Annotated in this window: 43 protein-coding genes; 38 read left to right on the top strand and 5 right to left on the bottom strand. The window is 45.5% G+C overall.

Going from position 1 to position 25277, the window contains the following annotated elements:
* The first annotated feature begins 36 nt into the window (after positions 1 to 36).
* Positions 37 to 2115 (top strand): elongation factor G, encoded by a 2079-nt coding sequence (gene fusA / locus A3842_RS18230; RefSeq protein ID WP_074086522.1) that lies wholly within the window; start codon positions 37 to 39, stop codon positions 2113 to 2115.
* A gap of 107 nt (positions 2116 to 2222) precedes the next feature.
* Complete coding sequence (gene tuf, locus A3842_RS18225; RefSeq protein WP_039298612.1) at positions 2223 to 3413, top strand: elongation factor Tu; 1191 nt, start codon at positions 2223 to 2225, stop codon at positions 3411 to 3413.
* A 127-nt stretch (positions 3414 to 3540) separates the two neighbouring features.
* Here the strand turns inward: tuf and A3842_RS18220 are convergent, their stop codons facing one another.
* From A3842_RS18220 to A3842_RS18215, 3 genes are read right to left on the bottom strand one after another with little or no spacing between them, the layout of a single operon-like run.
* Positions 3541 to 3882, bottom strand: a complete 342-nt coding sequence (locus tag A3842_RS18220) for a cupin domain-containing protein (protein ID WP_074102290.1) — start codon at positions 3880 to 3882, stop codon at positions 3541 to 3543.
* Positions 3883 to 3918: 36 nt separating this feature from the next.
* Positions 3919 to 4050, bottom strand: a complete 132-nt coding sequence (locus A3842_RS33355) for a 4-vinyl reductase (protein ID WP_256701753.1) — start codon at positions 4048 to 4050, stop codon at positions 3919 to 3921.
* Entirely contained in the window at positions 4047 to 4370 is a 324-nt protein-coding gene (locus A3842_RS18215; protein WP_256701752.1) for a hypothetical protein, read from the bottom strand. Before A3842_RS18215 ends, A3842_RS33355 begins: the two co-directional genes overlap by 4 nt.
* A 171-nt stretch (positions 4371 to 4541) precedes the next feature.
* Here A3842_RS18215 and A3842_RS18210 point away from each other — a divergent pair, with 171 nt between their 5' ends.
* The 35 genes from A3842_RS18210 to rpsI all read left to right on the top strand — a co-directional run bounded on the left by A3842_RS18210 (position 4542) and on the right by rpsI (position 23107).
* Positions 4542 to 5252: a Crp/Fnr family transcriptional regulator gene (locus tag A3842_RS18210; RefSeq protein ID WP_074102289.1), complete on the top strand. Its 711-nt coding sequence runs from the start codon at positions 4542 to 4544 to the stop codon at positions 5250 to 5252.
* Positions 5253 to 5863: 611 nt separating this feature from the next.
* On the top strand, positions 5864 to 6172 hold the full coding sequence (gene rpsJ / locus A3842_RS18205) for a 30S ribosomal protein S10 (protein WP_017692074.1): 309 nt from the start codon (positions 5864 to 5866) through the stop codon (positions 6170 to 6172).
* A gap of 42 nt (positions 6173 to 6214) precedes the next feature.
* A complete protein-coding gene (rplC, locus tag A3842_RS18200; RefSeq protein WP_036721840.1) occupies positions 6215 to 6838 on the top strand; it encodes a 50S ribosomal protein L3 in 624 nt (207 codons plus the stop codon).
* Positions 6839 to 6863: 25 nt separating this feature from the next.
* The gene (rplD, locus tag A3842_RS18195; RefSeq protein WP_074086527.1) at positions 6864 to 7487 is read left to right on the top strand and encodes a 50S ribosomal protein L4; all 624 of its coding nucleotides are present in this window, start codon (positions 6864 to 6866) and stop codon (positions 7485 to 7487) included.
* On the top strand, positions 7487 to 7780 hold the full coding sequence (gene rplW / locus A3842_RS18190) for a 50S ribosomal protein L23 (RefSeq protein ID WP_039298634.1): 294 nt from the start codon (positions 7487 to 7489) through the stop codon (positions 7778 to 7780). Before rplD ends, rplW begins: the two co-directional genes overlap by 1 nt.
* A gap of 28 nt (positions 7781 to 7808) precedes the next feature.
* Positions 7809 to 8639, top strand: coding sequence for a 50S ribosomal protein L2 (gene rplB, locus A3842_RS18185; RefSeq protein ID WP_074086528.1), 831 nt, complete (start codon positions 7809 to 7811; stop codon positions 8637 to 8639).
* A gap of 76 nt (positions 8640 to 8715) precedes the next feature.
* Positions 8716 to 8994: a 30S ribosomal protein S19 gene (rpsS, locus tag A3842_RS18180; RefSeq protein ID WP_039298640.1), complete on the top strand. Its 279-nt coding sequence runs from the start codon at positions 8716 to 8718 to the stop codon at positions 8992 to 8994.
* Between the two features lie 31 nt (positions 8995 to 9025).
* Complete coding sequence (rplV, locus tag A3842_RS18175; RefSeq protein WP_019908228.1) at positions 9026 to 9358, top strand: 50S ribosomal protein L22; 333 nt, start codon at positions 9026 to 9028, stop codon at positions 9356 to 9358.
* Positions 9359 to 9371: 13 nt separating this feature from the next.
* The gene (gene rpsC / locus A3842_RS18170; protein ID WP_074086529.1) at positions 9372 to 10037 is read left to right on the top strand and encodes a 30S ribosomal protein S3; all 666 of its coding nucleotides are present in this window, start codon (positions 9372 to 9374) and stop codon (positions 10035 to 10037) included.
* A gap of 2 nt (positions 10038 to 10039) precedes the next feature.
* Positions 10040 to 10474, top strand: a complete 435-nt coding sequence (gene rplP / locus A3842_RS18165) for a 50S ribosomal protein L16 (RefSeq protein WP_020427064.1) — start codon at positions 10040 to 10042, stop codon at positions 10472 to 10474.
* A complete protein-coding gene (gene rpmC / locus A3842_RS18160; RefSeq protein ID WP_019908232.1) occupies positions 10464 to 10661 on the top strand; it encodes a 50S ribosomal protein L29 in 198 nt (65 codons plus the stop codon). Before rplP ends, rpmC begins: the two co-directional genes overlap by 11 nt.
* 43 nt (positions 10662 to 10704) lie before the next feature.
* Positions 10705 to 10971, top strand: a complete 267-nt coding sequence (gene rpsQ / locus A3842_RS18155) for a 30S ribosomal protein S17 (protein ID WP_020427063.1) — start codon at positions 10705 to 10707, stop codon at positions 10969 to 10971.
* A 39-nt stretch (positions 10972 to 11010) separates the two neighbouring features.
* Positions 11011 to 11379: a 50S ribosomal protein L14 gene (gene rplN / locus A3842_RS18150; RefSeq protein WP_019908234.1), complete on the top strand. Its 369-nt coding sequence runs from the start codon at positions 11011 to 11013 to the stop codon at positions 11377 to 11379.
* A 38-nt stretch (positions 11380 to 11417) separates the two neighbouring features.
* Positions 11418 to 11771 carry a 50S ribosomal protein L24 gene (gene rplX, locus A3842_RS18145; protein WP_019908235.1) on the top strand — a complete coding sequence of 118 codons (354 nt, stop codon included), beginning with the start codon at positions 11418 to 11420 and terminating at the stop codon, positions 11769 to 11771.
* Between the two features lie 30 nt (positions 11772 to 11801).
* Complete coding sequence (gene rplE, locus A3842_RS18140; protein WP_074086530.1) at positions 11802 to 12344, top strand: 50S ribosomal protein L5; 543 nt, start codon at positions 11802 to 11804, stop codon at positions 12342 to 12344.
* Positions 12345 to 12392: 48 nt separating this feature from the next.
* The gene (locus tag A3842_RS18135) at positions 12393 to 12578 is read left to right on the top strand and encodes a type Z 30S ribosomal protein S14 (RefSeq protein ID WP_036589425.1); all 186 of its coding nucleotides are present in this window, start codon (positions 12393 to 12395) and stop codon (positions 12576 to 12578) included.
* A gap of 32 nt (positions 12579 to 12610) precedes the next feature.
* On the top strand, positions 12611 to 13009 hold the full coding sequence (gene rpsH, locus A3842_RS18130; protein WP_019908239.1) for a 30S ribosomal protein S8: 399 nt from the start codon (positions 12611 to 12613) through the stop codon (positions 13007 to 13009).
* Positions 13010 to 13039: 30 nt separating this feature from the next.
* Entirely contained in the window at positions 13040 to 13582 is a 543-nt protein-coding gene (gene rplF, locus A3842_RS18125) for a 50S ribosomal protein L6 (protein ID WP_025706584.1), read from the top strand.
* A gap of 84 nt (positions 13583 to 13666) precedes the next feature.
* Positions 13667 to 14035 carry a 50S ribosomal protein L18 gene (gene rplR / locus A3842_RS18120; protein ID WP_074086531.1) on the top strand — a complete coding sequence of 123 codons (369 nt, stop codon included), beginning with the start codon at positions 13667 to 13669 and terminating at the stop codon, positions 14033 to 14035.
* A 26-nt stretch (positions 14036 to 14061) separates the two neighbouring features.
* Complete coding sequence (gene rpsE, locus A3842_RS18115; RefSeq protein WP_036652980.1) at positions 14062 to 14559, top strand: 30S ribosomal protein S5; 498 nt, start codon at positions 14062 to 14064, stop codon at positions 14557 to 14559.
* A gap of 14 nt (positions 14560 to 14573) precedes the next feature.
* A complete protein-coding gene (rpmD, locus tag A3842_RS18110; RefSeq protein ID WP_019908243.1) occupies positions 14574 to 14759 on the top strand; it encodes a 50S ribosomal protein L30 in 186 nt (61 codons plus the stop codon).
* Positions 14760 to 14799: 40 nt separating this feature from the next.
* A complete protein-coding gene (rplO, locus tag A3842_RS18105) occupies positions 14800 to 15240 on the top strand; it encodes a 50S ribosomal protein L15 (RefSeq protein WP_020427058.1) in 441 nt (146 codons plus the stop codon).
* A complete protein-coding gene (gene secY, locus A3842_RS18100; RefSeq protein WP_074086532.1) occupies positions 15240 to 16538 on the top strand; it encodes a preprotein translocase subunit SecY in 1299 nt (432 codons plus the stop codon). Before rplO ends, secY begins: the two co-directional genes overlap by 1 nt.
* Before the next feature lie 97 nt (positions 16539 to 16635).
* Complete coding sequence (locus A3842_RS18095) at positions 16636 to 17280, top strand: adenylate kinase (RefSeq protein ID WP_074102288.1); 645 nt, start codon at positions 16636 to 16638, stop codon at positions 17278 to 17280.
* A 4-nt stretch (positions 17281 to 17284) separates the two neighbouring features.
* Positions 17285 to 18037, top strand: coding sequence for a type I methionyl aminopeptidase (map, locus tag A3842_RS18090; protein ID WP_074086534.1), 753 nt, complete (start codon positions 17285 to 17287; stop codon positions 18035 to 18037).
* An 11-nt stretch (positions 18038 to 18048) separates the two neighbouring features.
* Positions 18049 to 18357, top strand: a complete 309-nt coding sequence (locus A3842_RS18085; protein ID WP_074086535.1) for a KOW domain-containing RNA-binding protein — start codon at positions 18049 to 18051, stop codon at positions 18355 to 18357.
* 2 nt (positions 18358 to 18359) lie between these two features.
* Positions 18360 to 18575 carry a translation initiation factor IF-1 gene (infA, locus tag A3842_RS18080; RefSeq protein WP_018753971.1) on the top strand — a complete coding sequence of 72 codons (216 nt, stop codon included), beginning with the start codon at positions 18360 to 18362 and terminating at the stop codon, positions 18573 to 18575.
* A 53-nt stretch (positions 18576 to 18628) separates the two neighbouring features.
* Complete coding sequence (rpmJ, locus tag A3842_RS18075; RefSeq protein WP_003322638.1) at positions 18629 to 18742, top strand: 50S ribosomal protein L36; 114 nt, start codon at positions 18629 to 18631, stop codon at positions 18740 to 18742.
* Positions 18743 to 18761: 19 nt separating this feature from the next.
* A complete protein-coding gene (gene rpsM / locus A3842_RS18070) occupies positions 18762 to 19130 on the top strand; it encodes a 30S ribosomal protein S13 (protein ID WP_036721817.1) in 369 nt (122 codons plus the stop codon).
* 19 nt (positions 19131 to 19149) lie between these two features.
* Positions 19150 to 19545, top strand: coding sequence for a 30S ribosomal protein S11 (rpsK, locus tag A3842_RS18065; protein ID WP_020427052.1), 396 nt, complete (start codon positions 19150 to 19152; stop codon positions 19543 to 19545).
* Between the two features lie 131 nt (positions 19546 to 19676).
* The gene (locus A3842_RS18060) at positions 19677 to 20621 is read left to right on the top strand and encodes a DNA-directed RNA polymerase subunit alpha (protein WP_025706576.1); all 945 of its coding nucleotides are present in this window, start codon (positions 19677 to 19679) and stop codon (positions 20619 to 20621) included.
* Positions 20622 to 20655: 34 nt separating this feature from the next.
* Positions 20656 to 21021 carry a 50S ribosomal protein L17 gene (rplQ, locus tag A3842_RS18055; RefSeq protein WP_019908254.1) on the top strand — a complete coding sequence of 122 codons (366 nt, stop codon included), beginning with the start codon at positions 20656 to 20658 and terminating at the stop codon, positions 21019 to 21021.
* Between the two features lie 222 nt (positions 21022 to 21243).
* Positions 21244 to 22023: a tRNA pseudouridine(38-40) synthase TruA gene (gene truA, locus A3842_RS18050; RefSeq protein ID WP_074102287.1), complete on the top strand. Its 780-nt coding sequence runs from the start codon at positions 21244 to 21246 to the stop codon at positions 22021 to 22023.
* A 233-nt stretch (positions 22024 to 22256) separates the two neighbouring features.
* On the top strand, positions 22257 to 22694 hold the full coding sequence (gene rplM / locus A3842_RS18045) for a 50S ribosomal protein L13 (protein ID WP_042140128.1): 438 nt from the start codon (positions 22257 to 22259) through the stop codon (positions 22692 to 22694).
* A gap of 20 nt (positions 22695 to 22714) precedes the next feature.
* A complete protein-coding gene (gene rpsI / locus A3842_RS18040; protein ID WP_042140127.1) occupies positions 22715 to 23107 on the top strand; it encodes a 30S ribosomal protein S9 in 393 nt (130 codons plus the stop codon).
* Positions 23108 to 23192: 85 nt separating this feature from the next.
* On the opposite strand, the gene A3842_RS18035 is transcribed toward rpsI, so the two are convergent.
* Positions 23193 to 24080 (bottom strand): ImmA/IrrE family metallo-endopeptidase, encoded by an 888-nt coding sequence (locus A3842_RS18035; protein ID WP_074102286.1) that lies wholly within the window; start codon positions 24078 to 24080, stop codon positions 23193 to 23195.
* A gap of 90 nt (positions 24081 to 24170) precedes the next feature.
* Positions 24171 to 24569: a helix-turn-helix domain-containing protein gene (locus tag A3842_RS33350; RefSeq protein WP_074102285.1), complete on the bottom strand. Its 399-nt coding sequence runs from the start codon at positions 24567 to 24569 to the stop codon at positions 24171 to 24173.
* A gap of 206 nt (positions 24570 to 24775) precedes the next feature.
* Between A3842_RS33350 and A3842_RS18025 the strand changes: the two genes are divergently transcribed.
* On the top strand, positions 24776 to 25277 hold a 502-nt coding region (locus A3842_RS18025), incomplete at its 3' end, for a sigma factor-like helix-turn-helix DNA-binding protein (protein WP_074102284.1).

Raw genomic sequence — 25277 nt, 5'->3', positions numbered from 1 at the left:
TTCAAATAACTTATATTTTGAAGGGAGACCCATTTCATGGCAAGAGAGTTCTCCTTGAAAAATACACGTAATATCGGGATCATGGCACATATTGATGCTGGTAAGACTACTACCACTGAGCGGATTCTATTCTATACAGGCCGTACGCACAAAATCGGTGAAGTTCACGAAGGTGCTGCAACAATGGACTGGATGGAACAGGAACAGGAGCGCGGAATCACTATTACTTCCGCCGCTACAACTGCTGCATGGAAAGGTCACCGCATCAATATCATTGATACTCCGGGACACGTTGACTTCACTGTTGAAGTTGAACGTTCCCTTCGTGTATTGGATGGGGCAGTAGGCGTTTTCAGTGCGAAAGAGGGCGTTGAACCTCAGTCTGAAACTGTATGGAGACAGGCTGACCGTTATGGTGTTCCCCGTATCGCATATGTTAACAAAATGGATATCATTGGCGCGGACTTCCTTAACGTCGTAGAAAGCATGCGTGATCGCTTGCAAGCCAACGCAGTTGCAATTCAACTGCCAATTGGTGCCGAAAACGACTTCGTTGGTATTATTGACCTGGTTGAGCAAAAAGCTCATATCTTCAAAGATGACCTTGGTCAAAATATCGAAATCACAGAAATTCCTGCTGATTATTTGGAACAAGTTGAGACTCTGCGTCTTGAGTTAATCGAGAAGGTAGCAGAACTTGACGAAGATCTGACTATGAAGTACCTGGAAGGCGAAGAAATCACAGTTGACGAAATCAAAGCTGCACTGCGCAAAGGCGTATGTGACGTTAAGATCTTCCCTGTAATTGTCGGATCCTCCTACCGTAACAAAGGTGTTCAGCTCATGATGGACGCTGTTGTTGATTACTTGCCATCCCCACTGGATGTACCTGCTATTCAAGGTCATCTGGATGACGGTACAGAAGCGGTTCGTCACTCTTCGGACGAAGAACCATTCGCAGCACTGGCATTTAAAATCATGACAGACCCTTATGTAGGTAAACTTACGTTCTTCCGCGTATACTCCGGTGTACTGGAATCCGGTTCTTATGTAGTTAATGCTACTAAGAACAAACGTGAGCGTATCGGCCGTATCCTGCAAATGCATGCGAACAGCCGCCAAGAAATCTCCATTGTATATTCCGGTGATATCGCGGCAGCAGTTGGTCTGAAGGACACAAGTACAGGCGATACACTTTGCGACGAGAAACACCCGGTAATCCTGGAGTCCATGAACTTCCCTGATCCGGTTATCGAAATCGCAGTTGAACCAAAAACCAAAGCTGACCAAGATAAATTGGGCGTTGCTCTCGGAAAGTTGACTGAAGAGGATCCAACTCTTCGTGCTCACACTGATGAAGAAACTGGCCAAACTATCCTGGCAGGTATGGGTGAGCTTCACCTGGATATTATCATCGACCGTATGCGCCGCGAATTCAAGGTAGAAACCAACGTGGGTAAACCACAGGTTGCTTACCGCGAAACATTCAAAGCACCAGCACGCGTTGAAGGTAAATTCGTTCGCCAGTCCGGCGGTCGCGGTCAGTACGGTCACGTATGGGTTGAGTTTGAACCCCTCGAGCCAGGTACAGGCAGCAAATTCGAAAGTAAAGTTGTCGGTGGTTCTGTACCTAGAGAATACATCGCTCCTGCACTTGCCGGTATTGAAGAGCAAATGAAAAACGGCGTTCTTGCAGGCTTCCCGCTTGTAGACGTTAAGGCAACCATCGTAGATGGTTCTTATCATGATGTTGACTCCAACGAAATGGCGTTCAAAATTGCCGGCTCGATGGCACTCAAAGCGGCTAAAGAAAAGTGCAAACCTGTACTGCTCGAGCCAATCATGAAAGTGGAAGTAACTGTCCCTGAGGAATACATGGGCGATGTTATGGGTATGCTGAACTCCCGTCGCGGTAGAATCGAAGGTATGGATTCCCGTGGTGGAGCGCAAATTATCCGTGCAAAGGTGCCTCTTTCCGAAATGTTCGGATACTCCACAACTCTCCGTTCTGGTACTCAAGGACGCGGTGTATTCTCAATGGAGCTTTCTCACTATGAAGAAGTTCCTAAATCCATTGCAGAAGAAATCGTATCCAAGAACAAAGGCGGAGAATAGTCTCCATTTTAACTTGCCGTCCGGATATCAATACTCAGTCATCTAGAATTACATGTAGGCGGGCGGCTCAAATATAAGGAACCCCACATTAAGGAGGAACTGTTCAAATGGCAAAGGCAAAGTTTGAACGTAACAAACCACACGTTAACATCGGTACCATTGGTCACGTCGACCATGGTAAAACGACTCTGACTGCTGCAATCACTACTGTATTGTCCAAAAAATACGGTGGCGCTGCTGTAGCATTCGACCAAATCGACAAAGCTCCTGAAGAACGCGAACGTGGTATCACTATTTCCACAGCTCACGTTGAATATGAAACTCCTAACCGTCACTACGCTCACGTAGACTGCCCTGGACACGCCGACTATGTTAAAAACATGATCACTGGCGCAGCGCAAATGGACGGAGCAATCCTGGTTGTATCCGCAGCTGACGGCCCTATGCCACAGACTCGTGAACACATCCTGTTGTCCCGTCAAGTAGGTGTTCCTTACATCGTCGTGTTCCTGAACAAATGCGACATGGTTGAAGACGAAGAGTTGCTTGAACTGGTTGAAATGGAAGTTCGCGACTTGCTGAGCGAATACGACTTCCCAGGCGATGATACTCCAATCATCCGTGGATCTGCTCGTGAAGCTCTTCAGAACCCTGAAGGCGAATATGCACAGAAGATCGTTGAAATGTTCGAAACGATCGACACGTACATCCCGCTTCCAGAACGTCAAACTGACAAGCCTTTCTTGATGCCTGTCGAAGATGTATTCTCCATCACTGGCCGCGGTACTGTGGCAACTGGTCGCGTAGAACGTGGAACAGTTAAAGTCGGAGAAGAAATCGAAATCGTTGGTATTCACGAAGAAAAGAAAAAATCCGTTGTTACAGGCGTTGAAATGTTCCGTAAATTGCTCGATTCCGCTCAAGCGGGCGACAACATCGGCGCATTGCTGCGTGGTGTAGACCGTAACATGATCGAGCGTGGCCAAGTATTGGCTAAGCCGAACTCCGTTAACCCACACACTGAGTTCACTGCTCAGATCTACGTTCTGACTAAAGAAGAAGGCGGACGTCACAAACCATTCTTTACTGGTTACCGTCCACAATTCTACTTCCGTACAACTGACGTAACTGGCATCATCAACCTGCCAGAAGGTACTGAAATGGTTATGCCTGGTGACAACATCACTGTAACTGTTTCCCTGATCTCCCCAATCGCTATTGAAGAAGGTACTAAATTCTCCATTCGTGAAGGCGGACGTACAGTTGGTGCCGGTTCCGTAGCTTCCATCCAAAAATAATTCAGCTCTATCCGTAAGGTTAGATCTGAACTACAAGAGCAGGGATTCTTCTAACGAAGAGTCCCTGCTTTTTTACGCAAAAAAACTCTACCTCCAAATAGATTGAAAGTAGAGTTGGAACTATCTCCTATATCTCCTTAGAGTACATTGAATTAGGAGTTTTACTTAATACTACATGCAGGCTTGCGGGCTGATCACTGCTGTTTTTGTAAGCAAATGATTCATCACCGGCAATATGCAGAATTTCTCCTTCAGCGAAAGGATAATCAATATCATTCACTTGAATGGTCCCTTCTCCTTTTAACGCTAAGATGTATACTTCGGATCCTGGATGCTTGTGGACAGGTAACTGCTGATCTGGCATGAAATTAAGCACGAAGACTAAGCTATCCCCTTTTTGAAAAAGAATTCTCTTTGTAAAACGCTCTTCCTGGTAATGAATTGCTTCTGCTACAGTTTTTTTCTCCATGTCATTCCCTGCTTTCAATTGTTTGATTTGTTAAGATTACAGTTTAACCTCATATTCACAATGTTCATGGCCAGTTGCATTACACTTGATCTCTTTTACTGAAATTTTTCTTCCCAGTATTTTAGTTAGAGCTCCCTCCAGAATGGCTCCTTCCAAATCGCAAATCATTTTTTCCTCAGCAAGGGTGGGTAGACCTTTGCAGAAGCAATCCTCGACTGTATGTTTATTTTGTGTTCATCTGAATGAACTATTCGGGGGAGTCCAATCTTGAGATCTTCGAATAGCATAATCAGTTCCTCTACAGAGGTAGCAGGCAGGCTCTCACCAATCTTCCTTCCTATAGTTAGTGTGGTTCCTTTACCGCCAAGCGGTAAGCCTTGATTTAAGCCAATAAGACGAATCGTTCGAAAGAGCTCCAGAGGAACCATATCCCCCAGCTGTGATCGATCCACTTTTTTCATATCATCAAAGGTGTATCGCAGATTCATTAATTTCATCTCCTTCTTATTGTTCTCTCTCTATACTTTTATTTTGAGGGATGTGAAGAGAATATTCCTTGATGTGGATCAAGTTTTTTGGAATTTGTGCGGGTAGTCACTCGGTTCCCTTAGCATTCTTGATATGTTGAGAGAAAATTAAAGGAATAGGATGTGTAAACAATGAACTGTGATATTTGTGAATCGCTCTCCTGTGTCCGGGGAGTGCCAGTATTTCAGGCTCTTTCAGATGGAGAATTATCTGTAATTCAATCCATAATCGAATCCAATTACTACAATAAAGGGCAACAGGTATTCAGAGAAGGCGAAGAATCAGATGCATTGTTTGTGGTTAAAAGCGGCCTGATCAAATTAACTCAATGTAATGCAGAAGGAAAACAGCATGTAGTGCGATATCTTTTCCCAGGAGATTATTTCGGGCAGTTTGCCTTACTGCATCATAAGCAGAATAATTTCACTGCGGAGATTGTTGAGAGCGGGAGTGTATGTCAGATGCGACGGAAGGATTTTCTGCCCCTTTTAGAACAGAACGCTTCGCTGGCATTCAGTTTTCTTATGTCAATGAGTGAGCAACTGCAGCAGGCGGAAGAGACGGCAGGAGTCATGCATATGTTTGAGGTGGAAAAAAGACTTGCGAGACTTCTAGTGAAACTTGCACATGGAAACAAATCGGGGGAAGTCAACACAGCTCAGAGGCAAGTCATAGAATTACCCTCTGCAAAAAAAGAAATCGCAGCTATGATTGGAACATCTGCGGAAACATTAAGCCGAAAACTGCGCAAATTAATAAGTGTTAACATAATTACTTTACGTAACAGAAAAGTGGAGATCATTGATATGGATTCACTTTTACGGATTGGGGGATATAAATAAAGCTGAGTCGCATTTCTTTATTGATGAACAATATATAAGAGATTAAAACCGAAATAGTGACTTTTCCAGATCATTAACACAATAAGTTATTCAGACCGTGCCCAAATAGCTAGATTACTGAATTTAGCTTTGGGCACAAAGCTATGAGCATTGATACTAATGCGGCTGTAGAGCTGCTGGTGGAGTGTAGCGATGAAGTAGACAATACCTTGCCATAGTACTGTTCCGTCTGCTCTAGAGTCTCAGGGAATGACAATGAAGGACATGTACACTTACATAGCTTTAGATCGGATCAATCTGTTTTATGAGAGCAGAATCCAGGTAGGTTAGATGCAGGAAATTGTGACCGTTGAAGAGGCCAAAATATAGATTTGGAACATCAAAATGCCTATATTATAGAAAGAAACAGCGGATGAAAAAATCGTGAACTATTTTTGATTATCACTTGCAATCTTGCCGTCTATTATATATAATAATAAATGTTGTTCTGAGACGTTGCGATGATGTGAGAGGTTACTGACACACCCGGCCCCTTTGCCATGAGGTCGACGTCAGAAAATTTTCACGGAGTATGTCCGATAATAAATTGGGCGATAGAAGGAGGGACTAAAATGGCAAAGCAAAAAATTCGTATCCGCTTGAAAGCATACGACCACAGAATTCTTGATCAATCCGCAGAGAAAATCGTTGAAACAGCAAAACGTTCGGGTGCTGGTGTATCCGGGCCGATTCCGTTGCCAACTGAGAAGCAAATTATTACTATTCTCCGTGCGGTACACAAGTACAAGGATTCCCGTGAACAGTTTGAACAACGGACTCACAAACGTTTGATCGATATTGTGAACCCAACACCACAAACTGTGGATGCCTTGATGCGCTTGGATCTACCGTCCGGTGTAGATATCGAAATCAAATTGTAATACTATCATTGAGTAATTAAGAAAAGAAAAGAGGTGTCAACATTGAAAGGTATCTTAGGAAAAAAACTCGGTATGACTCAAGTGTTTACTCCAGAAGGTAATGTAATTGCCGTTTCGGTAATCGAAGCTGGACCTTGTGTGGTACTGCAAAAGAAAGACCTGAATATCGACGGATATGAAGCAGTGCAGTTGGGCTTTTCCGATAAGAAGGAAAGTCGCTCTAACAAGCCTGAACAGGGTCACGCCAAAAAGGCAAATGCAACACCTAAGCGCTACGTTCGCGAAATTCGCGGTGTTGACCTCGGGTCACTCGAGGTTGGACAAGAGCTTAAGGCTGACATCTTCGCAGAAGGCGAATTTGTTGACGTAACAGGTACTTCGAAAGGTAAAGGTTTCCAGGGTAACATCAAACGCTGGGGACAAAGCCGCGGACCAATGGCACACGGATCGCGTTACCACAGAAGACCAGGCTCCATGGGTTCCATTCAAGCTAACCGTGTTCCTAAGGGTAAACGCCTGCCAGGACATATGGGTCACACGACTGTAACGGTTCAAAAGCTTGAGATCATCCGAGTTGACGTAGAACGTAATGTATTGCTGGTTAAAGGCGCGATTCCAGGCCCTAAAAACAGCTTCGTGAAAGTTAAACAAACCGTTAAGAAATAATTTCTGAAGAAAGGAGGAACATGAAATGCCAAAAGTAACACTTTTTAATATTAGTGGTAACGAAGTTGGCGAAGTTGAACTGAGTGATTCAGTTTTCGGTATCGAACCGAACGTACATGTGCTGCATGAAGCTGCACTTATGCAAAGAGCTTCCCTTCGTCGTGGTACACACAAAGTAAAAGGACGTTCTGAAGTGCGTGGCGGCGGACGTAAGCCTTGGAAACAAAAAGGTACAGGTCGTGCTCGTCAAGGCTCCATTCGTTCGCCACAATGGAAAGGCGGCGGCGTAGTCTTCGGACCAACACCACGCAGCTATTCCTGGAAATTGCCTAAGAAGGTTCGCCGGTTGGCCATCAAATCCGCGTTGTCCTCGAAAGTACTCGGGAACGACATCATCGTATTGGACAGCTTGACTATGAATGCTCCGAAGACGAAAGAATTCGCAGCGATTCTGAACAACCTTAAAGTGGGTAGCAAAGCTCTGATCGTAGCTCCTAGCTATGATGACAATGTAGCACTTTCCGCTCGTAACATCCCTGGGGTGAAATTCGTAGCGGCTGACGGCATCAATGTTCTTGACGTACTGACGTACGACAAACTGATCATCACTAAAGAAGCAGTTCTGAAGGTAGAGGAGGTGTTCGCGTAATGAAAGATCCGCGTGATATTATCAAGCGTCCGGTGATTACGGAACGCACATCCGAATACATGAGCGAATTGAAATACGCTTTTGAAGTGGATATCCGTTCTAACAAGACCGAAATCAAAAAAGCTGTTGAAGCTATTTTTAAAGTGAAAGTAGTTAGTGTGAATACAATGCGCGTGCCTGGTAAACTGAAACGTTACGGCAAATATTCTGGTTACACTCCAGAGTGGAAAAAAGCCATCGTTAAACTTAGCCCGGACAGCAAACCGCTCGAATTCTTTGAAGCGGTAGAATAAAACTCTGTGAAGTAAGGAGGGAACTATAGTGCCAATCAAAAAGTACAAACCGACATCTCCGGCAAGACGCGGCATGTCCGTGTCTACGTTTGAAGAAATCACAACAAACCAGCCAGAGAAATCGTTGCTTGCGCCGCTGAGCAAAAAAGCGGGACGTAACAACCAAGGTAAAATTACGGTTCGTCACCATGGCGGCGGACACAAACGTAAATATCGTATCATCGATTTCAAACGGACTAAAGACGGCATACCAGGTAGCGTTGCTACGATCGAGTATGACCCGAACCGTACTTCCAACATTGCTTTGATCCACTATGCAGATGGAGAGAAACGTTACATTATCGCTCCTAAAGGTCTGAAAGTTGGGGATAAAGTTGAGTCCGGCCCTGCAGCCGACATCAAAGTTGGTAACAGCCTTCCTCTGGAGAATATTCCGGTAGGTACAATTATCCACAACATTGAGTTGAAACCTGGCAAAGGCGGACAATTGGTTCGTGCTGCTGGTACTGAAGCTCAGTTGCTGGGTAAGGAAGAAAAATACGTATCCGTTCGCTTGAACTCCGGTGAAGTACGCAGAATCCTCAGCGTATGCCGCGCAACGATTGGTTCCGTAGGTAACGAAGATCACGAACTGATCAAAATCGGTAAAGCCGGACGCAGTCGCTGGCTTGGCCAACGTCCAGAAGTACGCGGTGTTGTAATGAACCCGAACGATCACCCACACGGTGGTGGTGAAGGTCGCGCTCCTATCGGACGTAAATCGCCTATGTCTCCTTGGGGCAAACCAACCCTCGGTTACAAAACGCGTAAGAAAAACAAGGCATCTGATAAATATATCGTTCGCCGCCGCACAAAATAAGACGCTTCTGATAAGTTAGCTTAACGCGAAGCGTCGATTCGCGGTTTGAAGAACCGGATGAAGGGAGGATTCACACATGGGTCGCAGTTTAAAGAAGGGGCCGTTTATTGATGGCTACCTGCTGAAAAAAGTTGAGGATTTGAACGAGGCTGATAAAAAAGTTGTAGTTAAAACTTGGTCCCGTCGCTCAACCATTTTCCCTCAGTTTATCGGACATACGTTTGGTGTATATGACGGCCGCAAACACGTGCCTGTATACGTAACGGAAGATATGGTAGGTCACAAGTTGGGCGAGTTCGCGCCAACACGTACTTACAAAGGCCACGCGGGTGACGATAAGAAAACCAGAAGATAATTAACGTCTTCGTTTGAGAGGAGGGAAAACAATGGAAGCAAAAGCACATGCTAGATCGGTGCGGATTTCCGCTCGCAAAGCGAAACTGGTTGTTGACTTGATTCGCGGCAAGCAAGTGGGGGAAGCAATTGCAATTCTTCGCCACACTCCAAAATCCGCTTCTCCGGTAGTTGAGAAATTGCTTAACTCGGCGATCGCCAATGCTGAGCACAACTACTCAATGGACGTGAACAGTTTGTTCGTTAGCGAAGTTTTCGTTAACCAGGGTCCTACTATGAAACGTTTCCGTCCGCGCGCCATGGGCCGCGCAAGCCGGATCAATAAACGTACCAGCCACATTACTTTGGTGGTATCTGAGAAATAAGGAGGGATAACACGTGGGTCAAAAGGTAAATCCAGTCGGACTCCGAATCGGTATTATTCGCGATTGGGAATCTAAATGGTATGCAGGCAAAGATTTCGGTACTCTTTTAATGGAAGACGTCAAAATCCGGGAATACCTTAAAGGCAAGTTGAAGGATTCCTCTGTTTCCCGCATCGAGATCGAAAGAGCGGCAAGCCGAGTGAACGTTACAATTCACACTGCTAAGCCAGGTATGGTAATTGGTAAAGGCGGAGCAGAAGTAGAAGTACTTCGCAGCGCAGTTACAGCAATTGCTGGCGGCAAAAAGGTTCACATCAACATCAACGAAATTAAGCACCCTGAATTGGATGCTATTCTTGTTGCTGAAAGCATCGCACAACAATTGGAACGTCGTGTATCGTTCCGTCGTGCTCTGAAACAAGCGATTCAAAGAACTATGCGTTCCGGCGCAAAAGGAATTAAAACTCAAGTTGGCGGACGTCTTGGCGGCGCTGAGATTGCCCGTTCAGAAGGTTATAGCGAAGGAACAGTTCCACTTCATACGCTTCGTGCCGATATCGATTACGGAACGGCTGAAGCACATACTACTTACGGCCGCATCGGCGTGAAAGTATGGATCTACCGTGGAGAAGTTCTTCCCCCAGCTAAGAAACAAGCTGCTCAGGAAGGAGGCAACTAATCATGTTGGTACCAAAACGCGTTAAACACCGCAAGCAACAACGCGGTCACATGAAGGGTATGGCAAAAGGCGGTACAGAACTTAACTTCGGCGAATTCGGCCTGCAAGCTCTGGAACCATCTTGGATCACTAACCGTCAGATCGAAGCTGCCCGTATTGCAATGACACGTTACATCAAACGTGGTGGTCAGGTTTGGATCAAGATTTTCCCAGATAAGCCTATTACTCAAAAGCCTCTTGAGGTTCGTATGGGTAGTGGTAAAGGTAACGTTGAAAAATGGGTAGCCGTAGTTAAACCGGGTAAGATTATGTTCGAACTCGGAGGCGTGTCGGAAGAAATCGCTCGTGAAGCGATGCGTCTTGCCGCTCACAAGCTGCCTGTAAAGACTAAGTTTGTGAAACGTGAAGAATTGGGTGGTGAAGCAAATGAAAGCTAATGAACTTCGCAACTTAACCACTGCCGAGATTGAACAGAAGATCGCTGGTTTCAAAGAAGAACTCTTCAATCTCCGTTTTCAATTGGCAACTGGCCAACTGGATAACCCGACTCGGATTCGTGACGTGCGCAAGGAAATAGCTCGTGCTAAAACCGTTATCCATCAAAGAGTACTTGGGATCAGTTAAGTGACGGCGGATGCTTAATCCGTAATCAGGAAGGAGGCTAACTATGAGCGAAGAACGTAATGCACGTAAAGTGCTGATCGGTAAAGTAGTCAGCGACAAAATGGATAAAACCATCGTAATTGCTGTTGAAACCTATAAGAAGCACAATCTGTATCACAAACGCATCAAGTCCACGAAGAAATTCAAGGCACATGATGAAGAGAATGTTGCGAAAATCGGTGATATCGTGAAAGTCATGGAAACTCGTCCGTTGTCTAAGGACAAACGCTGGAGACTTGTTGAAGTGGTAGAAGCAGCGGTTATCATTTAAGACGACCTATGAAGCTTGATCGGAAGGAGGAAATTAATAATGATTCAACCATTTACACGTTTGCATGTGGCTGATAACTCTGGTGCGAAGGAACTGATGTGTATCCGCGTACTGGGTGGTACTGGACGCCGTACAGCAGCAATCGGTGATTTGATCGTTTGTTCCGTTAAACAAGCAACACCAGGCGGCGTTGTCAAAAAGGGTGATGTTGTTAAAGCGGTAGTTGTACGTACCAAACGTTCCGTTCGCCGTAAAGATGGATCTTACATCGCATTCGACGAAAATGCAGCTGTTGTTGTAAAAGACGACAGAAGCCCGCGCGGAACACGTATCTTCGGACCAGTTGCTCGCGAACTTCGCGATAAAGACTACATGAAGATCGTTTCCTTGGCACCGGAAGTAATCTAAAGGAAATGTCCCAAAAAGTGTCATAGGAGGTGTAATAAATGCCTAGAGTGAAAAAAGTTCTGGAATCCCATAACAATAAACTGCACGTGAAAAAAGATGATGTGGTACTTGTGATTAGCGGGAAAGACAAAGGTAAAAAAGGCCGTGTCATCGCTGCTTATCCTCGTGAAAACCGCGTTCTGGTAGAAGGCGTGAACATGGTGAAAAAACACCAGAAGCCGAACCAGTTGAATCCACAAGGTGGAATCATTGAGCAAGAAGCTTCGATTCATGTGTCCAACGTAATGCACATTGATCCGAAGAGCGGTAAAGTTACCCGTATTGGTTATAAAGTGCTCGATAACGGTAAGAAGGTTCGGGTAGCTAAAAGATCCGGAGAGATTATCGACTAATACAGTCCTAAAGAAAGGAGGTAAATCTTCATGGCGGCAAGAATGAAAGAACGTTTTCTGAATGAAATCACACCTGCTTTGATGCAGAAGTTCAACTACACGACTGTAATGCAAGTGCCTAAGATCGAGAAGATCGTCATCAACATGGGTGTAGGTGACGCTGTTCAAAACTCCAAAGTACTTGATGCTGCAGTTAACGATATGCAACTGATTGCTGGTCAAAAACCGGTGATCACCAAAGCAAAGAAATCTATCGCCGGTTTCAAACTGCGCGAAAACATGCCGATCGGGGTTAAAGTAACACTGCGCGGAGATCGCATGTATTACTTCCTGGACAAATTGCTTAACGTAACACTTCCACGCGTACGTGACTTCCGTGGGGTTTCGACTAAATCATTTGACGGTCGCGGTAACTATACACTTGGTCTTAAGGACCAATTGATTTTCCCCGAAATCGAATATGATAAAGTAGATAAAGCACGCGGTATGGACATCGTTATTGTAACGACTGCTAAGACGGATGAGGAATCCCGTGAGCTTCTGACTCAACTGGGAATGCCTTTCACAAAATAAGGACGGTTCATCCATTTCTCCGAAAATGTTTAGGAGGTGTCAGGCTAAGTGGCAAAAACTTCAATGAAAGTTAAACAACAACGCGAGCCCAAGTTCAAAGTACGTGCATACACACGTTGCGAGCGTTGCGGTCGTCCACATTCGGTACTGCAAAAGTTCAAAATTTGCAGAATTTGTTTCCGTGAGTTAGCTTATAAAGGCCAGATTCCTGGCGTGAAAAAAGCAAGTTGGTAAGAAGTTTATAAACGGGAAGGAGGTTTACACACATGACTATGTCTGATCCTATCGCAGATATGCTTACTCGTATTCGTAACGCCAACACTGTGCGTCACGAGACAGTAGAAATGCCTGCTTCGACAATGAAAAAACAAATCGCGGACATTCTGAAGCGTGAAGGTTTCATCCGTGACGCTGAATTCGTTGAAGACAGCAAACAAGGGATTATCCGTATCTTCTTGAAATACGGCCCGAACCAGGAGCGCGTTATCTCCGGTCTAAAAAGAATCAGTAAACCAGGCCTTCGCGTTTACACGAAGAGCAATGAAGTGCCTCGTGTACTCGGCGGCCTTGGAATCGCGATTATCTCCACATCTAAGGGAGTTATGACCGACAAAGAAGCTCGTCAATCTAAATCGGGCGGAGAAGTTGTCTGCTACATTTGGTAATAAACGTCACAAGATAAGGAGGTGCAACACATGTCTCGTATTGGTCGCAAACCAATCGCAGTACCTAGCGGTGTAGATGTCACTTTGGACAACACCGTTATTACAGTAAAAGGTCCTAAAGGCACTTTGACTCGTGAGCTTCATAAAGACATGAAGGTTACAGTTGAAAATAACGAAATCACCGTTGTTCGCCCGTCGGACAACAAATTGCATCGTTCACTTCACGGCACAACCCGCTCCGTTGTCAACAACATGGTTAGTGGTGTGACTGAAGGTTTCTCGAAATCTCTGGAGCTGGTTGGGGTCGGATATCGTGCAAGCAAATCCGGAGATAAAATCGTACTGAACGTTGGTTACTCCCACCCGGTTGAAATCACACCGGAAGCGGGTATCGAGTTCGAAGTTCCTGCGAACACGAAGATCATCGTTAAGGGCATCGATAAAGAACGCGTTGGCGCTTATGCTGCCAAAATCCGTTCCGTACGCGAACCTGAACCGTACAAAGGTAAAGGTATCAAATATGAAGGCGAGCGTATCATCCGCAAGGAAGGTAAAGCCGGTAAGAAGAAATAACCGGTTTAATCTTAATTGTAAGATACCCCGTGCATCTTAAAGTGAAGCTGTTTACGGCAAACTGAAGGGAGTGAAAGGGAAGTCATGATTACAAAAGAGGATAAAAACAAGGCTCGTCTCAAAAGACACCTGCGTGTTCGTAAGAAAATTCAGGGGACTGCTGAGCGTCCACGTTTGAATGTGTTCCGTTCGTCGAAACACATCTACGCTCAACTGATCGATGACGTGTCAGGCGTTACTATCGTATCTGCCTCGACACTCGATAAAGATCTGAGTGCTAACATCGGAAATGGCGGTAGCGTTGAAGCTGCAAGCAAAGTAGGTCAATTGATCGCTGAGCGTGCCAAAGAAAAAGGATATGCTGTGGTTGTATTTGACCGCGGAGGATACTTGTACCATGGACGGATTCAGGCTTTGGCTAACGCAGCTCGCGAAGCCGGTCTTGAATTCTAGAATATTTCTAAAAGGAGGTTAACGACTTGCGTGTAGATCCGAACAGTTTAGAACTGACAGAAAGAGTTGTACACATTAACCGTGTTGCAAAAGTTGTAAAAGGCGGACGCCGTTTCAGCTTTAGCGCACTTGTTGTTGTGGGCGACGGCAACGGCTACGTCGGTGCTGGTATCGGTAAAGCCGGCGAAGTTCCGGATGCCATCCGTAAAGGCATTGAAGACGCCAAGAAAAACCTGATTCACATTCCAATCGTAGGAACTTCGATTCCCCATCTGGTTACTGGACATTTCGGCGCAGGACGTGTGCTGCTGAAACCAGCATCAGAAGGTACTGGCGTTATTGCCGGTGGTCCTGTTCGTGCGGTATTGGAATTGGCAGGCGTTGGCGACATCTTGACAAAATCTTTGGGTTCTTCGAATTCCATGAACATGGTCAATGCAACTTTGGAGGGACTTTCCCGTCTGAAACGCATTGAAGAGGTCGCGAAACTTCGCGGCAAATCTGTCGAAGAATTGCGCGGTTAAGGAGGGGAACGTCAATGGCAAAATTGCAAATTACCCTCGTACGCAGCGTAATCGGACGTCCAGAAACACAACGTGTTACTGTTAAGACGCTCGGCCTGCGTAAGACCAACTCGTCCGTGGTCCACAATGACACTCCTGCAATTCGCGGAATGATCAATAAAGTGAGCCACTTGTTATCCGTTACAGAAATTGAAGGCTAAACGCCTCTCATAAATTAACAAATATAAGGAGGTGCAAACGATGAAGTTACATGAACTTGCTCCAGCTCCTGGTTCACGCAAAGAACGCAATCGCGTTGGTCGTGGTCCTAGTAGTGGGAACGGTAAAACTTCCGGCCGCGGTCATAAAGGGCAAAACTCCCGTTCCGGCGGCGGTGTTCGTCCGGGCTTCGAAGGTGGACAAAACCCACTCTATCGTCGTCTGCCTAAACGTGGTTTCATTAATCCTACCCGTAAAGAGTATGCGATTGTGAACCTGGAAGATCTGAACAGCTTTGCTGAAGGAACTGAAGTGACTCCACAGTTGCTTATTGAAACTGGTGTTGTCAAGAATTCCAAAAGCGGCATTAAGATTCTCGGTAATGGCGAACTAGCCGTTAAATTGACTGTACAAGCAAATAAGTTCTCTCAATCTGCGGTAGAGAAAATCGAGGCTGCCGGCGGTAAAACCGAGGTGATCTAATGTTCAAGACGCTTAAGAATATATGGCATGTTGAAGATTTGCGCAAAAAGATCCTGTTTACCCTGTTCGTTCTGATCATTTACCGCATCGGTTCGTTTGTACCGGTTCCCGGTGTGAACAAAGATGTACTGGAATCAACAAATCAGAGCGGGGACGCTTTGATGGGTCTTTTAAACACCTTCTCGGGCGGAGCGCTCAAAAACTTCTCTATCTTTGCGATCAGTATTTACCCGTACATTACTGCATCTATCATTGTGCAATTGCTCTCTATGGATGTAATTCCTAAGTTTGCCGAATGGGCTAAACAAGGGGAGCACGGGAAAAAGCAACTGGCGCAAATTACCCGTTACGGCACCGTAGTACTCGGTTTGATTCAAGCTTTTGCTACATCAATCGGGTTTAACCGGATATATGGCACTGAGATGATTCCAAATGCAACTTTTGCGGATTACCTGCTTATCGCGATCATCTTGACGGCTGGTACATCATTCCTGATGTGGCTGGGTGAGCAGATTACAGAAAAGGGAATAGGAAACGGGATTTCGATCCTGATTTTTGCGGGCATCGTCGCCGCCATCCCGGGATATATTACCACTACGGCACAATCAAGCTTTATTCAGCCGGATCAGGTGTTCCTGAATATTCTTAAAGTCGTTATTGTTCTGATCGTGATTATAGCGATTATTGCAGGGGTTATCTTTGTACAACAAGGTATCCGGAAAATCCCTGTACAATACGCTAAACGAGTGGTCGGTAACAAAATGTACGGTGGACAGAATACACACATTCCGCTTAAAATCAATGCGGCAGGTGTAATTCCGGTTATCTTCGCCGTATCACTGCTTCAATTTCCAATTGTAATATCGAGCTTCTGGGCAAGTCATGAATGGGCTAAATGGGTTACTGCAAATCTTTATTATGATAAGCCGCTCGGCATGGTCCTCTATGTGGTCATGATCATCGGATTTACGTTCTTCTATACGTTTGTTCAGATGAATCCGCAGCAAATGGCTGATAATATGAAGAAAAACGGTGGCTATATCCCAGGCATTCGTCCAGGTAAAGCGACTGAGAAATATTTGACCCGGGTAATGTCTCGTCTGACTATGTCAGGGGCGATTTTCCTGGCTCTGATCTCTGTCCTTCCGGTATTCTTTGGTAACTTGTCTGGTCTACCCCGTTCGGTCAAGATTGGTGGTACCTCACTGCTGATCGTAATTGGTGTAGCATTGGATACGATGAAGCAGATCGAGAGCCAATTGATCAAACGCCATTACAAAGGCTTCATCAATAAATAGTCGATAGGTTCCGGCGAAGCATAGACTCACAGACTTCCCGGCACCTATTGTGCTGTTTCTTGCTTGGTGGCGAACTTTTGGGGGGAGAAGAGAAATCGTGAACATTTTATTCATGGGCCCTCCTGGGGCAGGCAAGGGGACACAGGCTGCTGTAGTTGTAAAAGAGTTGGATATTCCTCATATTTCGACAGGTGATGCTTTCCGCTTGGCTATCAAGCAAGGTACTCCGGTTGGACTTAAGGCCAAATCTTATATCGATCAAGGTCTGCTTGTACCTGATGATGTGACCATTGGAATTGTTGAAGAACGGCTGCAGCAGTCCGATTGCGAAAAAGGTTTCTTATTGGATGGCTTTCCAAGAACCCTTTCGCAAGCGGAAGCGCTGGAAGATATCTTGAGCCGCTTGAATCAATCGTTGGATCATGTAATCAACTTGAATGTGGACCGTGGACTGTTGATGGCGCGCCTTACCGGACGCCGAATCTGTACTGTTTGCGGGACATCCTACCATTTGATTTTCAACCCGCCGAAGCAAGAAGGCATTTGCGATATTGATGGCGGTGCATTGTATCAACGTCCGGATGACAACGAAGAAAGTGTAGGCAAGCGTCTGGACGAGTATGACAATAAGACAGCGCCACTGCTTGCGTTTTATGACAATAAAGGTCTTTTGCGTCAGGTGAACGGGGAAAACGAAATCAATGTCGTTTCTTCCGAAATCGTATCTTTGCTGCGAGGTTAATGTAATGATCATTTGTAAATCCGAACAGGAACTTGCCTTTATGAGGGAAGCTGGTCGAATTGTTGCCGAGAGTCACCGTCTGATCGCTGAGGCCATTGAGCCTGGGGTAACGACTGGAGAACTCGACAGAATCGCCGATCAATACATTCGCAGTCAAGGTGCTGTGCCGTCTTTCAAAGGTTACAACGGTTTTCCTGCCAGCATTTGCGCTTCAGTCAACGAACAATTGGTGCATGGATTTCCGGGTAAGCGAAAACTGGTCGAAGGCGATATTGTTACGCTGGACATTGGTGCAGAGTACCGCGGTTATCACGGTGATTCCGCCTGGACTTACGGGGTGGGCAGCATTTCCGAACAGGCCCAGCGTCTGCTGGACGTAACGGAAGGCTCCTTGTACGCGGGACTGGCGTTAGTCAAACCGGATGTGCGCTTGTTTACAATCTCCCATGCAATTCAACAATACATCGAGGACGCCGGATTCTCCGTCGTACGCGAGTATGTTGGCCATGGCATTGGGGCAGAACTGCATGAAGAACCGCAAATTCCGAATTATGGCATAGCGGACCGCGGACCACGTCTGAAACCGGGTATGGTGCTCGCGATTGAGCCGATGGTTAACGCAGGGGACAGATATGTCAGAACGCTGGAAGATAACTGGACGGTCGTTACGGTAGATGGTTCACTTTGTGCTCACTTTGAGCATACAGTAGCAGTTACACCGGACGGCATGGAAATTTTCACAAAACTGAATGCGTAGGTGATCTTCACGTGAATACTGGGAGCAGCCCGCAGATTGGTCAAATCGTGAGAATTCTCAAAGGCAAAGATGCCGGAGAGGCTGCCGTTGTTATCGCAGTTGTTGATAGCAGATTTGTATATATTGCCGATGGAGACAAACGCAAGTTTGATGCACCGAAGAAGAAGAATATTCAGCATTTGGAGCTCATACCCTTCATCAGCAGTGAGATTGTGAACAGTTTGGAAGAAACCGGCCGGGTAACGAACGGAAAGCTGCGTTTTGCAGTCATGAAGTATGCTACACCTGCTGGAAAAAGTGCTTATGAGAAAGGAGACTAACTGTGGCTAAGGAAGATGTCATTGAAGTGGAAGGTACGGTCATTGAACCGTTGCCGAATGCAACATTTAAGGTTGAGCTTGAGAACGGTCATCAAATACTTGCCCATGTGTCCGGGAAATTGCGGATGCACTTTATCCGTATCCTAACCGGAGACAAAGTGGTCGTGCAGTTATCGCCTTATGATTTATCAAAAGGTCGTATAACTTACCGTAAATAGATGGGAACTACAACAAAAGTTTTGCTTCGCAAAACTTTGAGGAGGTAATTAACATGAAGGTAAGACCTTCTGTAAAGCCCATTTGCGAAAAATGCAAAGTCATCCGCCGCAAAGGGACTGTTATGGTAATTTGCGAAAATCCGAAACACAAACAAAAACAAGGTTAAGAAGGGGGTGTAGCGTAAAATGGCTCGTATAGCTGGAGTGGATTTGCCACGTGATAAACGCGTTGAGATCGCCTTGACTTATATTTTCGGAATCGGTAAAACGACTTCCCAGAAAATTCTTAATGAAACAGGCATTGACGTTAACACACGTGTCCGTGATTTGACGGAAGATGAAGTCAGCAAACTGCGTGAAACGATCGACAAAGAAGTTAAGGTTGAAGGTGACCTTCGTCGTGAAATTTCCTTGAATATTAAACGTCTTACTGAGATCGGCTGTTACCGCGGTGTTCGTCACCGTCGTGGATTGCCTGTTCGTGGTCAACGTACTAAAACGAATGCCCGTACCCGGAAAGGCCCGCGTCGTACGGTAGCAAACAAAAAGAAATAAGAAGAGGTGATAAGAGACAATGGCTAAACCGAAAAAAGTCGTACGTACTAAACGTCGCGACCGGAAAAATATCGAGTCTGGCGTGGCACACATCCGTTCCACGTTCAACAACACTATCGTTACGATCACGGACCCTCACGGAAATGCAATTTCCTGGGCAAGCTCCGGCGGTCAAGGATTTAAAGGTTCCCGTAAATCGACTCCATTTGCAGCGCAAATGGCAGCCGAAACTGCTGCAAAAGCAGCTATGGAACACGGCATGAAGTCCGTTGAAGTTATGGTTAAAGGACCGGGCGCGGGCCGCGAAGCAGCCATCCGTTCCCTTCAGGCCGCTGGCCTTGAAGTAAACCTCATTAAAGACGTAACTCCGGTTCCTCACAATGGATGCCGTCCGCCGAAGCGTCGCCGCGTATAGTGAAATCAGAATTGTGATTGTGGTATAATTCTGACGCATCTGCTAATAATAGGTGTTTAGGCATACTACATGATACACCTGATGGGGTGACAGTTTCATATAGGAGCGACGTTTGAAGGAGGGGTACACTCGTGATAGAAATCGAAAAGCCGAAGATTGAGACCGTAGAAGCCAATGATGAAGGAACCTATGGGAAATTCGTAGTTGAACCGCTGGAACGTGGATATGGCACGACTCTGGGGAACTCGCTTCGCCGGATCTTGCTTTCCTCCCTTCCGGGAGCCGCAGTGACTTCGGTCCAAATTGACGGCGTTCTGCATGAGTTCTCGACCGTTCCTGGCGTAATGGAAGATGTGACGGAAATCATTCTGAACCTTAAAGCTCTTTCCCTGAAAATCCATTCAGACGAAGAGAAAGTGTTCGAGATTGATGCTGAAGGTGAAGGCATCGTTACCGCAGGTGATATCCGTGCGGACAGCGATGTTGAGATCCTGAACCCGGATCTTCATATTGCAACGCTGGGACCTGGCGCGAGACTTCACATGCGAATTTTTGCAGGCCGTGGCCGCGGTTACGTCCAAGCGGACCGTAACAAGCGCGACGATCAGCCCATCGGAGTTATCCCGGTGGATTCCATCTATACGCCTATCTCCCGTGTGAATTATGGCATCGACAATACTCGTGTAGGTCAAGTGACCAACTATGACAAGTTGACGATGGAAATTTGGACGGACGGCAGTATCAGACCGGAAGAAGCTGTTAGCCTGGGAGCCAAAATTTTGAACGAGCACCTCGTTTTGTTCGTAGGTCTTACGGACGAAGCGAAAGACGCCGAAATTATGGTGGAAAAAGAAGAAGACAAAAAAGAAAAAGTGCTTGAGATGACAATCGAAGAGCTTGATCTTTCTGTGCGTTCTTACAACTGCCTCAAACGTGCCGGTATTAATACCGTGCAAGAGCTGACTACGAAAACTGAAGAAGATATGATGAAGGTCCGTAACCTGGGCCGTAAATCTTTGGAAGAAGTTCAAGAGAAGCTTGAGGAACTTGGTTTGGGACTCCGTACAGAAGAATAGCTGGCAGATTGCTTGAGTAAAGGAGGGAAAACAAATGGCATACCAAAAGTTGGGCCGTGATTCCAGTGCGCGTAAAGCATTGTTCCGGGACATGGTAACGGATCTGTTTCTTTATGAGCGTATCCAAACAACAGAAGCTAAAGCGAAAGAAGTTCGTTCTATCGCTGAAAAGCTGATCACTAAAGCGAAAAAGGGCGATCTTCATGCTCGTCGTCAAGTAGCAGCATTTGTCCGCCGTGAGACTGTAGACGGTGAACAGGATGCAATCCAAAAATTGTTCTCTGACATTGCTCCTCGTTACACAGAGCGTCCAGGCGGATACACTCGTATCCTGAAGCTGGGACCTCGTCGTGGCGATGCTGCGCCTATGGTTTATCTTGAATTGGTAGACCGCGCGTAGGATCACAAGTTATGATTTCCGGATGTACCCCTTATCGCACATGCTCTATGTAGTATGGGCAGAGAAGTATTTAACGTTATTGTGCTGCAGGGGCATTTAGGCCCTGCCGTACAATATCCGCGGGAATCACCTTGTATAGAGTAGAAGGAGCTCCCGCCGGGGCTCTTTTTTTTTGAAGACGAATGGTGATGTAGTTTGGAACCGCTGAAAGGAAGAACGGAAATGCGTAATCTATTGATGAAGGTCAATTATGACGGTACCCGCTATGATGGCTTTCAGACCCAGCCTCAGGGCAATACGATACAGGACCATATTGAACATGCCATACTGCATCTGACCGGCGAGAAACTCAAAATAACGGGCTCAGGACGGACTGATGCAGGTGTGCATGCTTATGGCCAGCCGTTTAACTTCCTTACCTCTTCCAAGATCCCGTTAGAGCGTTGGTGCTTGGCCTTGAATGCACGGCTGCCCCAGGATATCGTAGTCACTGAGGCACAGGAGGTACCGCTAGAGTTTCACTCTCGTAGAGGAGCAAAGCGCAAAACCTATCGGTATACGATTAATGGCAACCGTTTCCCAGATCCATTCCAGCGGCGATGGCAGCATCATCATCCGGTGAAGCTTGATATCTCTGCAATGCAGCAAGGTCTGGCCCATATTGTAGGCACCCATGACTTCACGTCGTTCGCATCAAGGAAATCTACGAAGACTTCACATGTCCGGACGATTTTTGAGGCGCATATGGAGCTTGACCTCAGTATGTGCCGGAACGGATCTGCAGACCAGGGAGTAATTCATACCTATATTACAGGCAGTGGCTTTCTACAGCATATGGTTCGCATTATTATGGGAACGCTGATTCATGTAGGGGAAGGTAAGATTCGTGCAGAGGCGGTTGCCGATATTCTTGCTGCCTGCGACCGTGCAGAAGCGGGGCCTACGGCTGTAGCTAAGGGATTAGCATTGTGGAGTGTGGAATATGACGAAGCAGGTAGCTAAATGTTCAGTGCATTTGTATTTATAAAATATTATGCGTTGAATATAAGAAATCACTTGCGCTAGTTATGTTTATGCTGTAATATAAAAGTTGTGTTTTCTTGATGGCTATCCCACAGCCCCGATCAAGAGAATGCCAACAAACAAGTTTTTCTTAACTCACATAATTGTAATCCAATGAGAAACAAGATATACGAAACAGATGATTTTCGTACGAGAACAAGGAGGAAACATTCATGCGTACCACCTATATGGCGAAGCCGAACGAAGTTGAACGCAATTGGCACATCATTGATGCCGAAGGCAAAACACTTGGTCGTTTGGCAAGCGAAGCCGCTGCTCTGATCCGTGGCAAACACAAACCGCAATTCACTCCACATGTTGATACTGGAGATTTCGTAATTGTTATCAACGCTGAGAAGATTCACCTGACCGGCAAGAAAATGCAAAACAAGAAATACTACCGTCACTCGATGCACCCAGGCGGTCTGAAGGTTACTGTTGCAGAAGACCTGATCAAGACCAAACCTGAGCGTATGATTGAATTCGCAGTTCACGGCATGATTCCTAAGACTCGTCAAGGGGATCACATGAAACTGAGACTCAAAGTATATGCTGGCGCTGAACATCCACATGCAGCACAAAAACCTGAAGTTTACGAACTTCGCGGATAAGAATAGAGGAGGACAGTTTCATGGCACAAGTACAATACTATGGGACAGGTCGTCGTAAACATTCGGTAGCACGTGTTCGCCTTGTACCGGGTGAAGGACGCATTGTCATTAACAAACGCGAGATGGACGAATATTTCGGTGTGGAAACACTGAAGATGATCGTAAGACAACCTTTGAACCTGACTGAAACTCTGGGCAACTACGATGTAATCGTTCTTGCACATGGTGGCGGCATTTCCGGTCAAGCTGGCGCAATTCGTCACGGGATTTCCCGTGCATTGCTCAAAGTTGACCCTGAGTATCGTGGAGCTTTGAAGAAAGCCGGCTTCCTGACTCGTGACCCACGTATGAAGGAACGTAAGAAATACGGCCTCAAAGCCGCTCGTCGTGCTCCACAGTTCTCGAAACGTTAATATCCCTTGTATATCAAGGAAATCAAGCCTCTGGCCTTTATGGTCAGGGGCTTTTTGTTTGTTTTAAATTGTTCGTAACATTGTATCATAGAAATCTTCGGATTGAGCAGTGATCCGCTTCAAGTATCTGCTCAATATCCCGCATTTGCAGCACAAAGTTCTGTTTCGACAATCCATGTCTATAGACAAGTCGGTGAATTTGTAAGGTGAGTTGCCCATCAAAACAGATTAAATCCCCTCTTGTTGCAGACTCAATTTCAATATTCTTCAATGACTCGAGGTCAATTTCTTGAAACCGTTCTTCCATAGGAAGAACCCATTCATGTTGGCTAGATAAGGTCTTCTGATCCAGACAAACGATGAGTTGGTCTGGACCATCAAAAGTGCTGTGGGGATCGTAATAAGCAAATATTTTAGTTTCATGATTATCTTGGTGGGGGGCAGTTTCTTTTCTCCTCGTTAATTGCCGACTTGCAGCATCAGGTATAAGCTCACCTTCATACTCGCGCCGTAGAATTTGATCGAAACGGATCTTAGCCATATCTCTGGACACGCCAAAGATACAGGAAAGCTGTTGGATGGCGATCTTATATTCATCAGATAATGCAACGGGTTGAATCATAAAAAAAGGCATTGTCGCGTAAAGAACAAATTTCTCTGCATCTTCCTCCTGGGCTTTAATAAAGGGACTAGGCAGTACCATTTGATTGCCTGCGTGCCTCAGCATGTGACATAGCTCATGCAAAAATTCAAAGCGTTGCTTCATTGGTGTGATACGGTTATCCAGCAACATGCATCGTATGCCTGATAGGGACTCATAGGCTCTACTTCTGATTGGTGCATACGCTACATTAATATTCAGATCTGTTGAGATCCTTTCAATGGTAATGTCTTCTGGATTTAGAATGTGATGATTTATGTAGATTTGTTCCACAAATTGCTCTAAATGTGTTTTTTTATAATGTAAAAACATAAAAAGCCTCCTCAATAAGAATATATGTTCGTATGTATAGATATAAGGAATCAGCTCGTTGGCTGAAACCACGATTATACGCAAAATAATTTATTTGTCACCTGGGAGCTCCGATTTTTTCTTCTCTAGATCCTTGATAAACTGCCAAAAGGTTAACATTTCTCTTTTTCGTTCATCAGGTGCCTCCAAATAATCTTTAAAAAAAAGCCCATGCTCCGGATTATTTAGAAAAGCCTCAAATTCAGAAAGTTCAGGGAGCATTGGAGCAGCAGATTCTTGGTTAGATCCGAAAGCTAAACGATCCATATCTTCGGTAGTTATTCCCAAAGCACGACAAACTTTAATTACATTATCGACGGATGCCCCTCCTACCCCCCGCATTAAGATTGATCTGAGCGTAGTATATGGAAGTCCCGCCTTTTCTGCAAAAGCTTTAATGTTCAGGCCTGTTTCCTCGATTAACTTCTTTAAGACTTCAGCCCTCTGCACACATAGTCCTCCTTAAAAATCATCAGAGTAACACGCTACTTCGTATTATTAATTTCATTTTAGAGCTTTTGATTCTCAAAGTAAATATGCATTATCGTATTTTTAATGGATTTTGGCTTGACATTGTACGATATTGAGCATATTATGATTTAAAAATACGAAATTGCGTATTATTGAATACATTTCATAATTAAAGGGGAATGAGGATGAATGATATACATGTAGATCGGCCGGTATTTTCATATTCGGAATTTGTAGAGGACATGCTCCCAGAATATAAAATTTCCTTGAAGGGAGCACAACATTTATACAGTCATGCAGATGCGGATGATAAAAAGGTAATCGCAGGTATGATCAGCGACTGCAAATATGTACTAGAGTGGCTAAGCACCGGACGGCAGCCAGGGAACAAACGGGGGATAGAACGGCGCGCTGGTTATGAACGGGAAATTCTTTTAGAACCCATACGTATGCAAATCTTTACGAATGATTCTAATACAATCAACTCAGGAGGCCTTTCAGAAGACCAGCGTTTACAACTGGAATATGTAATGGGGCTGTTAAGTAAAAGGGAGCGGGAATGCTACATGCTGGCTAACGGAGAAGGTTTCTCGCATGCTGTTATCGCTGAGATGCTTATGATTTCGTCAGGTAGTGTAAGTGAATATATCCAGCGGGCACAGAGAAAAATCCACGCAATTATAAATG

It is taken from the genome of Paenibacillus sp. P3E (assembly GCF_001909045.1).
Classification (GTDB): domain Bacteria; phylum Bacillota; class Bacilli; order Paenibacillales; family Paenibacillaceae; genus Paenibacillus_AQ; species Paenibacillus_AQ helianthi.
Note: the sequence above shows the minus strand (reverse complement) of the source record. Positions and strands in the feature narration are given on the sequence as shown.